The organism is Leptospira ainlahdjerensis (assembly GCF_016919175.1).
GTDB classification, from domain to species: Bacteria; Spirochaetota; Leptospiria; order Leptospirales; family Leptospiraceae; genus Leptospira; species Leptospira ainlahdjerensis.
Genome location: NZ_JAFFPU010000067.1, coordinates 34,445 through 46,692, shown reverse-complemented (window position 1 = coordinate 46,692; position 12,248 = coordinate 34,445). Strand labels below are relative to the sequence as shown.

At 43.3% G+C, this 12,248-nt stretch carries 11 protein-coding genes; 6 read left to right on the top strand and 5 right to left on the bottom strand.

Annotated features, from left to right (window positions below):
• Nucleotides 1-7: 7 nt before the first annotated feature.
• Complete coding sequence (locus JWG45_RS16260) at nucleotides 8-1,429, bottom strand: MBOAT family O-acyltransferase (protein WP_205280683.1); 1,422 nt, start codon at nucleotides 1,427-1,429, stop codon at nucleotides 8-10.
• 38 nt (nucleotides 1,430-1,467) lie between these two features.
• Nucleotides 1,468-2,457, bottom strand: coding sequence for a signal peptide peptidase SppA (gene sppA / locus JWG45_RS16255; RefSeq protein ID WP_205280682.1), 990 nt, complete (start codon nucleotides 2,455-2,457; stop codon nucleotides 1,468-1,470).
• A 133-nt stretch (nucleotides 2,458-2,590) separates the two neighbouring features.
• Here sppA and JWG45_RS16250 point away from each other — a divergent pair, with 133 nt between their 5' ends.
• From JWG45_RS16250 to JWG45_RS16230, 5 genes are all read left to right on the top strand, one after another.
• A complete protein-coding gene (locus JWG45_RS16250) occupies nucleotides 2,591-3,496 on the top strand; it encodes an aldose 1-epimerase (RefSeq protein ID WP_205280779.1) in 906 nt (301 codons plus the stop codon).
• A gap of 109 nt (nucleotides 3,497-3,605) precedes the next feature.
• A complete protein-coding gene (locus JWG45_RS16245) occupies nucleotides 3,606-5,321 on the top strand; it encodes a DNA repair helicase XPB (RefSeq protein ID WP_205280681.1) in 1,716 nt (571 codons plus the stop codon).
• 67 nt (nucleotides 5,322-5,388) lie between these two features.
• Nucleotides 5,389-6,606, top strand: a complete 1,218-nt coding sequence (locus tag JWG45_RS16240) for a pyridoxal phosphate-dependent aminotransferase (RefSeq protein ID WP_205280680.1) — start codon at nucleotides 5,389-5,391, stop codon at nucleotides 6,604-6,606.
• A 3-nt stretch (nucleotides 6,607-6,609) separates the two neighbouring features.
• Entirely contained in the window at nucleotides 6,610-7,548 is a 939-nt protein-coding gene (locus tag JWG45_RS16235; RefSeq protein ID WP_205280679.1) for a hypothetical protein, read from the top strand.
• Nucleotides 7,536-8,366: an alpha/beta fold hydrolase gene (locus tag JWG45_RS16230; protein WP_205280678.1), complete on the top strand. Its 831-nt coding sequence runs from the start codon at nucleotides 7,536-7,538 to the stop codon at nucleotides 8,364-8,366. The genes JWG45_RS16235 and JWG45_RS16230 overlap by 13 nt, the downstream gene beginning before the upstream one ends.
• On the opposite strand, the gene JWG45_RS16225 is transcribed toward JWG45_RS16230, so the two are convergent.
• Nucleotides 8,323-9,798, bottom strand: coding sequence for a sodium:solute symporter family transporter (locus JWG45_RS16225; RefSeq protein WP_205280677.1), 1,476 nt, complete (start codon nucleotides 9,796-9,798; stop codon nucleotides 8,323-8,325). The two genes, JWG45_RS16230 and JWG45_RS16225, sit on opposite strands and share 44 nt — an antisense overlap.
• Before the next feature lie 324 nt (nucleotides 9,799-10,122).
• Here JWG45_RS16225 and thrB point away from each other — a divergent pair, with 324 nt between their 5' ends.
• Nucleotides 10,123-11,088, top strand: coding sequence for a homoserine kinase (gene thrB / locus JWG45_RS16220; RefSeq protein ID WP_205280676.1), 966 nt, complete (start codon nucleotides 10,123-10,125; stop codon nucleotides 11,086-11,088).
• A 1-nt stretch (nucleotide 11,089) separates the two neighbouring features.
• Here thrB and JWG45_RS16215 read toward each other — a convergent pair whose 3' ends face one another.
• Nucleotides 11,090-11,743, bottom strand: coding sequence for a hypothetical protein (locus JWG45_RS16215; RefSeq protein ID WP_205280675.1), 654 nt, complete (start codon nucleotides 11,741-11,743; stop codon nucleotides 11,090-11,092).
• A 7-nt stretch (nucleotides 11,744-11,750) separates the two neighbouring features.
• Entirely contained in the window at nucleotides 11,751-12,059 is a 309-nt protein-coding gene (locus JWG45_RS16210) for a hypothetical protein (protein ID WP_205280674.1), read from the bottom strand.
• Nucleotides 12,060-12,248: the final 189 nt, after the last annotated feature.

The window sequence follows — 12,248 nt, the reverse complement described above, 5'->3', positions numbered from 1 at the left end:
AATCGACTTAGAACTGAAAATAAATAAATTCTCCGCCGCCGTCTCCAAAAACGCCCAGAAGAAGCAATAGGATCACACTCAGGATCGGGATCAGGAACAAAGACCGTTTTTCGATCTTCCCCATAAGTTGAGGATAATACTGGAAAGCGTTTAGGCCAATCGTCAACAGGATAAATAGAAAAAGCTCTTCCCAGCGCGGAAGTATTTTTCCTACGAATAGATTCTTATAACCGCTGAGGAGATCCAACATAAAAGATACAGAGTTTTTACCGGCGGAACCGCCTCGAAAGAAAATTCCCGAAAAGACAAACAGATTGAGAGTTACTACGTTTCTCAGAATTCGAACCGTAGTCGAAGGAGTGTTTGAGACTCCGGGTGTTGGTCTGGGTTCTACAATTCTCTCCACGGCCAAGATCAGACCAAGATAGGCTCCCCAGAGGACAAAGGCGATATTGGCGCCGTGCCAAAGGCCCCCGAGACACATCGTGAGAAACATATTCAACTGAGATCTGAATTCTCCCTGTCGGCTTCCGCCTAAAGGTATGTAAATGTAATCCCGAAGCCAAGTGGAAAGTGTAACGTGCCATCTACCCCAAAATTCGCGGAAAGAAACGGAAAGAAACGGTCCCCGAAAATTTTCCGGAATATCGTATCCGAGTAAAAAGGCGGAACCCCTCGCGATATCGGTATAACCCGAAAAGTCGCAGTAAACCTGACAAGCAAAGCCTACCATACCGATATAAATGGAAGCAGCGTGATACGAGCTCGGTTCTAAATACATCGGGCCGACGATTCCGGCGATGGAATCGGCGAGAACTGATTTTTTAAAAAGACCAAAAATCAAAAGAAAGATTCCGAGTTTCATCCGATTTTTATCGATTGTCGGATGATCGAGTTTGGGGAGAAAATCGGTCGATCTCATGATCGGACCCGCGATCAACTGCGGAAAAAAGAGAATAAAAAGAAAATAGTCGCCAGAGCCAATTCGATTCGGAATCAAACCTCTGTGAATGTCCACTTGTAGGGCGATCAACTGGAACGTGTAAAAACTGATCGCAAGTGGAAGTAGGATTTCTACGGAAGTCCCCAGTTTTTGCCAGAGTTCCATCCCGGTGAGAGAACTCATAGAATCCATTACAAAATAGTAATACTTAAAGAAGGCGAGGTTGATTCCGTTTAAAACGATGACCCATTTCAGAAGTTTTCCCGTGGATTCTCCGCGTTCCCGAATCTCCCAGAGTTTTGTGGAGAAGTAATAGTTGATTCCTATCACGAGTAAAAAGTGAATCAGAAAGGCTATATGGGAATATCCGTAAAAGACGATCGAAGAAACGAGGAGGACCCTTTTTTTCCAAGGTCCTGAGACGTTCCAATAGATCAAATACGTGATAAGAAATAAAAATAGAAAGGGCAAAGAATTAAATAGCATCAGACTTCCGAAAAATAAACTCTAAATTTATAATATTCTCAATAAGACCAGAGATAGAGAAAACGAACCTGTTTTCCCGCCCCGAGAATTTTAGAAATCGGAGAATCGATTTTCAACTCCGGAGATTGAACCTGATAGAAGTTCGCCTTTTTTTCGGAGCTCTGAGAATAGTAGATGATCCGAGGACTTGTGTTTCCTGGAGTTTTGCGGTAGTTCGGAAGCGCCATCGTGTCCTGGATCGTATTTTCGAAATAACCGATTTTATCGATCAAACCGTGTTGCAAAGCTTGAGAAGCCGTAAAAATTCTACCGTCGGCGATCTTACGAAGCTCGGTCGGATTTTTTCCCGGACGACCGGTTTTGACTACTTCAAAGAATTTTTCATAAAGATCGTCAACGATCGATTGAAGGAGTTTTCTTTGTTCGGGAGTTAGGTCTTCCAGGGGAGAACCGATTGTTTTGTTTCCGCCGGAACGAATCGATTGATCCTTGATTCCGAGTTTATCCAAACCTTCTTTGAAATTGATTCCGGAAAGAATCACTCCGATAGAACCCGTGACAGTGGTCGGATGCGCCACAATCAAATCGGTGGCCATCGCGATGTAGTAGGCTCCGCTCGCGGCCGTATCCATAAACAAGGAAACGACCGGGATTTTCTTTTTGTTTTTAAACTGTAGAATTTCTCGATAAAGAATGTCGCTGGAAGTAACCGAACCGCCGGGAGAATTGATTTTTAAAATGACCGCTTTGATTTCGGGATCCAATTCCGCGAGTTCGAGTTGTTTTTTGACTCCGGCAAGAATTGAATCTTCTTGTCCGCCGAAAAAGGTTTTTTCTCCTTCGTCGCTGATCACTCCGTCGATGGGAATGATGAGAATTTTATCCTCATTTTTTCCCGTGAGAAGTTTTTCTCTCAGTTCCGCCGATTTTCCGGGGCCTCCAAGATTTGCGTTCACGGGGATATAACAGTTCGTTATGAAGAAAGTCAGGATCAGGGAATAGGTCCAAGTCAGAATCGGTGCTTTCAAAGAAATTCTCCTATGGAATGGTCAGTCTCCACTAACAAAGCAGGCTTTCAATTCCTTTCCTAAGACCCAAGTTTTAAAAAAGAATTCAAAATTGATTGGAAATAATTTCCGTTTTCTCGCAAACTTGTTCGCCGTGCCCGAAATATTCAGCCAACGTTCCCGATTGAAACTGAACGAGCCGGGAAACCAGATTCTTTCCTGGATCTGGAAACACCCGAAGAGCGGAAAAAATCTGGAGATTCTCGCAGGTTACGATCCGAAAGAAAGATTTTTTAGTTCCGGTTCTTTTTTGATGTATCCCTGGGTCAATCGTCATACTTCGGATCGGATTGCATTCGGTGAAGAATTTATTTCCTTAGAAAACTCGGGAACCAAGGACTCGAAAGGTTATCCTTCCCACGGTCTTGCGTATTCTTGGAGAAGACGCATCATTGATCATACGGATCATTCAGTTTTTTTGGAACTGATTCCAGACGAAACGTTTTCACTCACACCCTTAAGTAAGATCCGAGTTCGGGAAGAATATTCTTTGCAAACGATTTCCAACGAAGAGGTTCTGACTCTAAGAACCTTTTTTCAAAATGAGAATTTGGTTCCTTTCCGTTTTTGTTACGGTTATCATCCGTATTTTCGAATGAATTCTCAATCACCTCTCCCGCGGCTCCGGTCTAACATGAAGAAACAGATTCCTTTACAAGAAGATTTGATCCCGGTTTATCCGATCTACGGAGTTGAGACGAACGCGTTCGAGTTGGAACAGATACCCACTCTTGACTCCTTATTTTTTGGAGAAGAGCCGAATGTAATTTTGCAGGTTCCGAACGAGTCGTACCAAGTTTCGATTCATTCGTATGCGAACGCTTCGAATGAGATTCCTCTTTCCTACGTGCAAATCTACACGGACTTTCGGGGAAACAGGATTGCCATCGAACCTATGAGCGCTCCGGGGAACGCGGTTTTACACGGTTTTTCTTTGACGACCTTATTGCCCGAAGAAGAAAAGAGCGGCTGTTTTCAAATTCTGCTCTCTACAATGTGAAACTTTGGATCGATCTCTTTCCTCTTAGAAGGAAAAAACCTTATGTTCGCATTCTTCTTGACAGAAAGGGGTCGATTTTCAGTCTAAACAAACAGGAAACCAGACACAAATGAGCAAACCCTTAATCGTTCAGAGTGATAAAACTATGCTTTTGGAGGTCGATAACCCGGAGTTTGAGGCCTGTCAGACTATTGTTTCCAAATTTGCAGAACTAGAAAAAAGCCCGGAATACCTCCATACATACAGAATTTCACCACTTTCACTTTGGAACGCAGCTTCCATCAAGATGTCAGCGGATGAAATCGTAGAATGTCTCGAAAAATTCTCCAGATACTCCGTTCCAAAAAATATCGTGAACGAAATCCGTGAACAGATTAGCCGTTACGGAAAAGTAAAACTCGTCAAAGAAGAATCCGGTGAACTCGCGATTATCTCCAATGAAAAAGGATTTTTACAAGAGATCGGAAATCACAGAGCGGTGCAGCCATTCATCGAATCCACATTTCCGGATAAGATCTATATTAAAAAAGAATACCGCGGTCATATCAAACAAGCGCTCATCAAAATCGGTTTTCCTGTGGAAGACCTCGCAGGTTACGACGAAGGAAACAAATACGGATTCAATCTTAGAGCCGATAGTATCAGCGGTAAAAAGTTCGGAATGCGGGATTACCAGAGAGCTTGTGTGGAAGTTTTTCACGCGGGCGGCGGTAACGAAGGCGGTTCCGGTGTGGTCGTTCTTCCTTGCGGTGCTGGGAAAACCATCGTTGGAATCGGAGTGATGCAAATCGTCGGAGCCGAAACTCTGATCCTGGTTACGAACACACTTTCGATTCGTCAGTGGAGAAACGAAATTCTGGACAAGACCGACATTCCTCCCGAAGATATCGGTGAATATTCCGGCGAAGTCAAAGAGATCCGTCCGATTACGATCGCGACTTACAACATTCTCACTCATAGAAAGAAGAAGGGGGGAGATTTTACCCACTTCCACCTCTTCAGCGCCAACAACTGGGGGCTGATCGTCTATGACGAGGTTCACTTACTTCCCGCTCCGGTTTTCAGAATGACTTCCGAACTCCAAGCAAAAAGAAGGCTCGGTTTAACGGCGACCTTGGTTCGGGAAGACGGCCTCGAAGAAGACGTGTTCTCGCTCATCGGTCCGAAAAAATACGACGTTCCTTGGAAGGAACTCGAAAGTAAGTCTTGGATCGCGGAAGCGAAGTGTAAGGAAATCCGTGTCAATATGGACGACGACCTTCGTTTGAAATATTCCATCGCGGACGATCGCGAAAAGTTCAGACTCGCCTCTGAAAATCCGGAGAAGATGAAGGCGATCGAACTCATTATGAAAAAACATTCCGAGTCCCATTTGCTCGTGATCGGACAATACATCAATCAACTGGAAGAAATATCAAAGAAATTCAATATTCCTTTGATTACCGGAAAAACTCCGCTTCCGGAAAGACAAACCCTGTATGATGCGTTTCGTTCCGGACAGATCAAGTCTCTCGTCGTAAGTAAGGTGGCGAACTTTTCCATCGACTTACCGGATGCAAACATCGCGATTCAGGTTTCGGGAACTTTCGGTTCCAGACAAGAAGAAGCGCAGAGATTGGGACGAATCCTGAGACCGAAAGGACACGACAACACGGCCGTTTTCTATTCTTTGATTTCAAGAGATACGAACGAAGAAAGATTCGGACAAAACCGTCAGTTGTTTCTTACGGAACAAGGATACGAATACGAAATTTATACACTGGATCAATTCAGAGAAGCTCAGGAAGAATTGGCGCTTTTACAGTTACAATTGAACAACGCCTGATTCTTTTCTACAAAACCGATCGGCAAGAGTTGTTGATTAAAGTAAGAAACACAAAAAGAGGAACAGCATGGATCTCAGCGCAAAAAGGCTGAACGTCATCGAACCCTCTCCTACGCTCGTAATCACCGCGAAAGCGAACGAGTTGAAAAAAAAAGGAGAGGATATTGTAAGTTTTGGAGCGGGTGAACCCGATTTTGAAACTCCGTCCCATATCAAAGAAGCCGCAAAGAAGGCGATCGATAAGGGAATGACGCGTTATACGGCTGTTTCGGGAACCGTGGAACTCAAAGAAGCGATCGTAACCAAGTTCAAAAGAGACAACGGTCTGGATTATGAAAAAAATCAGATTATCGTCGGAACCGGTGGAAAACAGGTTATCTACAATTACTTTCTCGCGACGTTAAACGCAGGAGACGAGGTCATCATTCCGGCTCCGTATTGGGTGAGTTATGCGGACATCGTACGTCTTGCGGAAGGTGTTCCTGTGATCGTACAGACAACTCCTGAGAATAATTTTCAGATTTCTCCGGAGCAGTTGAAAAAAGCGATTACATCGAAAACAAAATGTTTGATCCTCAATTCTCCTTCGAATCCTACGGGAGCCGCTTATTCGAGAAAGGATTTGGAAGCCCTCGGAGAAGTCGTCCTTGCGAGTGGAATTCAAGTGATGAGCGACGATATCTATGAAAAGATCGTCTACGACGGTTTTGTGTTTTCCAATCTCGCGATGATTTCTCCCGAACTCAAAAAACAAACCTTTGTGATCAACGGGGTTTCTAAAACCTATTCTATGACCGGATGGAGAATCGGTTACGGGGCAGGAGATATCGGCATCGTTAAGAATATGGAAACGATTCAGAGTCAGTCTACTTCCAATTCTTCTTCCATTTCTCAGGCTGCTGCGGAAGCGGCTATCGGCGGGGATCAAGCCTGCGTGGAAGAGATGAGAAAGGCGTTTGAACAAAGAAGAAATACAATCGTTTCTCTGCTCAACGCGATTCCCGGAGTGAATTGTAAGAATCCGCAGGGAGCTTTTTACGTTTTTCCTTATCTGAACGACGTCTACAAAACCCCCGGTTTTGAAAAATTAAGGAAAGAATCTTCGGAGACATCTTTGAGTAAACTTTTCTGCAACGTTCTATTAGAAAAGTATAAAGTTGCAGCGGTTCCCGGAATTGCCTTTGGAGAAGACAACGCACTCCGACTTTCCTATCCGATGAGCGAAGTGGACATCAAACGCGGAGTGGAAAGAATCGCGGAAATGATAAGGGATCTGAGCAAGTAAACGATGAGACGGATCGCGCTGATCCTCGCTTTTTTTACGGTGACTCCTTATCTTTGGGGAGGAGATTGGTTGGTTCTCAAGCCGAACGCTCCCCTCTATTTATTCCCGGACAAACAATCTGAAATTTTAAGAAGACTCGGATTTGGAGAAATAGTCCAGAGCAAAAATGAAAAGGAAAAACAAAGCGAGAAAAATTTTCGCTTTATTTCGGACGGAACCGGCCTCAGCGGCTGGGCTCCCACACAATCTCTCTTTAACATGCAGGAAAAGGGCGGGTTTAGAATCGTCCTTCGATCCATCGATCGAATGTTGTATTCGCCGAATACCGGAATCACTGAACTCGAATCCGTATATCAGTACCTAAGTTCTTTGGAAGACAACGGAATCTATCACGGAGACGAATATCTCTATCTAAAAATCAGAAGAGCCGTCGTTCTCGGAAAGATATTAGAAATCTTGCAAGAAGGCGAAAGCAAAAAAAAGGAAGCTAAACTTTTGGATTATCTTTCCAAAAATCCTGGGGAAATCGTCCCCGGCGAAAGAGGAAAACCTTCCAAGATCAACCCTGAGGTTTTTTGGAAAATCGGAGAGGAATTCAAAGACAAGGGACCGGGCGACTTCGCCGCCTTTCTGGGCGTAAAATATACGGAGGAAACGATCTGCAAAAAAAACGTTTTCTGCTATTTAAACGACGAAAAAAAAAGAAAAATCCGTTATCTCCAACTCCAACCGAACGGTAATTATGCGACTGTCTTTGCTTCCCAAATTTCGAAACGTCTGGAAACTCTGACAAAAGATCTCGAGACCGTAGACTGCGGAAAAGATCCCGCAAAAAAAGAAACCTTTGAAACCTTTCGAAAGGATCTTCAAAGTTTGCCGTATCGATACGGAAAAAAATATCACCAATTTTTAAAAGTGATTCAGAAAGAATGTCTGCAGTAGATTTATATTCCCGCAAAATCGCATTTCATAACGAAAAATTTTCTAAACCGATCTGCGGACCCATCGTGATTCTTCACGGTCTTTTTGGTTCTTCCAAAAACTGGGCCACGGTCGGGGATTTCCTAAGTAAATATTCAGACGTCTATTTGCTGGATCTTCGAAATCACGGAGACTCTCCCCATGCTGTCGAACATTCTCTCGCGTCTATGGTCGAGGACGTCGAGGTTTGGGTTTCTAAAAATTCCATTGTCGATCCGGTCTTTCTCGGTCATTCGATGGGTGGTCTGGTTACGATGGGATTTGCTCTCAAAAACCCGGAAATTTCTTCGACACTTTTGATTCAGGACATCGTTCCCAAAGACTATCCTCTACGATATGATCTGGAATTTGAATGTCTTCGAACCGACGTATCGAAGTTTCAGACGAGACAGGAAATCGACGCGGTTCTTGTCAAAATTCTTCCAAACGCTTTTATTAGAAATTTCCTCGAAATGAACTTGGAAAGAATGGAATCGGGCGGTTATCGATGGAAGTTGAACGTGCAAGCGATCGAAGGATCTCCCCGTTTGCTTCAGGATTTTTTTCAAAAATATTCCGATACACCTTATCTCAAAAAAACGAACTTTCTGATCGGAGGAGCCTCCGAATACTTTTTAACGGAAGATATTCCCGTTGCAAAAAGATATTTTCCGAATTCTACATTCTATAGAATCCCGGAAGGGGATCATTATATCCATTTCACAAAGGCCGCCGAATACAAAAGAATCTTAGAATCTATTTTGGAACAGAAAGACGATTCTGAATTTTTAGTAGAATAAATCCGAACAAAAGACAGGTTCCGATTCCGAATGGAACCAAATACGTAAAACCAAGTCCGGTCCATTTGCCGAAAAGTAGGGTTACGATCGGGGTCAAAACGATGGAAACGGAAGCGGATCTATCTTTCAATTCTTGCATATAAGAAAAAGCTGAAATTCTTCCGGTCAAAAAAACCGCGATAATCGGGCCGACCGTATAAGATGCGATCGAAAGACCCAATTCTACCAAACCCGTTTTCCCCGCCGTAAGAAAAAGCGGAAGCAGGGAACTCAGGAGTAAGATCAATCCCCAGAAAAGACTCAGAGTCGCCGGGCCGAATTTTGAAATTCCTAAATCCACTTTGGTCGTGAGCGATAAGGAATTGATGGAACTTGAAAGTGTGGACATCGCGGACGCAAGAATCGCCGCGAGTAAAAAACCGGTGATCGGGGAAGGCACTTCTTCTAATATAAACTTTGAAAAAACCTTATCTTTGGGAAGATTTTCTCCCGAATAATAAAAGAATAATAGAATACCGATTCCTAAAAACAATACGAATTGAAAGAATACAAAAACTCCCGAAGAAATCATCGCCTTTTTTGCATCGGTTTCGGATCTACAAGCCAAAACTCTTTGTACAAACATCTGATCGACTCCGTGGGTGCCTAACGTCAAAAGGATTCCGCCGAGAATCGCCGTTGGAAAAAAATAAGCTGAAGAAAAATCGCCCCACTCGAAAATTTTGAGTTTTCCTAACGCAGACGCAGATTGAAATACATTCAAAAAACCGAATCCTTTCTGGGTTAAAAGATATCCCAGATAAAAAAAGGCGAAAATTCCACCGCCCACGTAGATCACGAATTGAATTGAATCCACCCAAACGACGGAACGAAATCCTCCCTGGACCGTATAAAGAATAGTAATCCCCGAAATTAGAAGTAGGCTTAGAATTTCGATCTCTTGAGTTCCGAATCGAATCAGGCCGTATTGTCTGAAAAAAACTTCCAGTAAGATTGCGACGGGAATCGCGGAGGCATACATTCTCACTCCGTCTCCTAAAATTCTCGTGAGTTTGAATAAGTAGGTCACCGTCTTTTGGGAAACTTTTCCGTACTTGATACCGACCCATTCGTAAACCGAAATAAAGCCGGATTGATAATACATCGGAATAAAAAGTTGTGCAACGAGGATTCTTCCGAGAACAAAACCCAAACCCAAACCGAGAAACGTTAGATTTCCGGAATAACTGAGTCCCGGAATGTTGAGAAACGTTAGAGTGGATGTTTCCGTTGCGACGATCGAAAAGCTGAGGGGGATCCAGGAAAGTTCTCTTCCTGCGAGAAAGTAGGAGGAAGAGTCTTTGTCCTTCTTTCTGGAGGTAAGCCAACCTGAAAACAAAACGAGAATGACGTAGGATAAAAGTACAAATAAGTCGGCGAATCCAAAGTGCATAATCAGGCAGAATTCATTCTTGTTTTACCGGGAAAACTCTTTTTCACGAAGAATCCGATTCGGAGCTTCTTTCCTTTTTGCGGTGTTCTTTTTTTTGAAAAATATGAAAATCAGACATACGTTCCGATCGGATTGAAAATCGGTGAGTCATTTCTTTTTTGCTAAGTTGGATTCTAAAAATCCGAAATTCTAAGACTGAAAATCAAATGACGATTTGATTTGGAGAGAAATCGTGGTCCTAATTTTTACGATTCGGTTCCTTCCTGGCGTCGTCCTCCATCGTCCAAAGCGGGTTCAAAATCGGAATCAGATGGTTTTGCAAACATGACATCGATCCGACAGTATTCCATCACCGTTCCGGGAACTTCAGCCAATCTAGGTCCTGGATTTGATCTTTTCGGTCTTGCGTTTCGGATTTACAATGAATTCCAATTTCGTTTTTTTCCGGATGGAGAATTCAAAACCTCCGTAAAGGGAATGGAAGTCCTTCCTTTCGGTCCCGACGAAGACCTGGTGATTTCTTCCTATCGTTCTTACTTTCAAAAATTCCTTCCGAATCAGAGATTGATTCCTTATTCTCTCGTCATGAATTTGAACCTTCCGATGAAAGGGGGCTTGGGCTCGAGCGCGAGCGCAGCGGTCGCAGGAGTTTGTGCGGCCCGATTTGTTCACAGACATTTTTATTCCGAAATTTCACTCCCCGGCGAAAACGAATTCTTATTCCATCTCGCTCGGATTGAAGGTCACCCTGACAATACGATCCCCGCTTATTTGGGCGGATTTGTATTTGCTTATTTCAACGGGGAACAACTTGAGTTTGTAAAAAAGAAATTTCCAAAACGGGTAAGTTGTTTTTTACTCGTTCCCGATTTGGAAACCTCGACCCACCAATCTCGTAAAACGCTTCCGAGCAGCTATTCCACGGAGGACGTTATTTTTAATATGAGTCGGGTCGCAACTTGGATGGAATTTTTGGATTCCGGGAATATCGAACTGTTAAAATTGGCTTTGGAAGATCGGGTTCACACTCCGTATCGAATGCATTCCGAATTCGAACTCAATCCGCTTTTGGAAAAAATAAAAAAGAATCTAATCGGATATTCTCTTTCCGGAAGCGGACCTTCGGTTCTTCTCTTTTGCGAACGAAAAAACGCGGGAAGGGTGGAACGGATTCTCAAAGAGAAGGTGACGGAGTTTTGCGATCTGACTCATTTTGGTTGTCAGATTCTTTCCTTAAAAGTGGAAGAAAACGGGATTTTACAATCCGAAAAGAATATTAAAATTTCCTAAACTATTCTTCTTCCTCTTTGTCTTCTTTGTCTTCCTTTCCGAACGCATACAATCCTTTTTTGATAGGAGTTCTTCTGTTTAATCCAGGATGAATCCTGGAGACCGTGAAGATAAATCTCATTCTTTCCTTACCGAAATTGTTGATGAAAAATTCGGAAGATAGGCTGATCTCAAAATATTGTGTCATCCTTTCCTTATTGACCTTATCCGAAATTCTAAAATCGGCTTTTTTCCCGATCACCTCGTAACTGTCCAATTTTTCAGTGGATTCCATTCGAGAGAACGTCGGCATCGCGGGAGGTTTGAATAGGGCGGGGGCGTTTCTTTGGATCTGAATTTCGTAGTCTTCGGATTCTTTTGCCTTCTTAAAATTGAATACGATGTGATCCTCTGAAATCGAGTTACAAAAGGTTCGTATGTCTCCGAATTTCTGGCCTACGCTGAAACGAACGTTTCTCTGGCTTTCCGAAACTACTAGGACGAAACGATCTCCTTCTTCAGGAGGATCTCCCGCTCCCGCCTTTTGTTTTTTTAACGCAGGGTAGATGATTTCTTGAAAGAATAAAAAGGCAAGACCCGCGAACGCCGCCAGGCCGGCGAGTATCAAAAGTATGTCTAATCCTACGGTGTAGATAAGTCCGAGAGTGAAAAACAAGATCCCTCTATCGTCTTACATCGATTTTGTGAGCGGTGGAATCGTCGCTCATTCTGGAACGAACCATCATGGAGAGCAAATTTTTCATCTGTTCCGGACTGATTACCTGATTCATTCTTTCTTCAAAGGAAACCGGAGAGGGTTTCATTACGAGCTCTTCCGGTTTGATCTCGTTCTTTTCCTTCTCGGATGTAGGAAAAGAATTCGGAACCGATTCTTTTTCCGGCATCGTTTCTTTGTTTTCGTGATTTGCTTCTTTTACAGGCTGGGGCCAGGAAAACGAAAAAGTAGGGATCGTCAATCCAGTTACATTCATAAACCCGCACCTCCTTGGGGGATATCCATCCGCTTTTTTGCGAAAGATTGTCTCTATGTTCAATATCGGTAATAGGGGATTCACTTTAGGGTTTTTTCGAAAATTTTTAATCACCTCTCGAAATTTGCTAAAAAAACGCGGAGCACGATCGTTTCGGATTGGATTTCAATCCTTCCAGGGGAAGCCCCG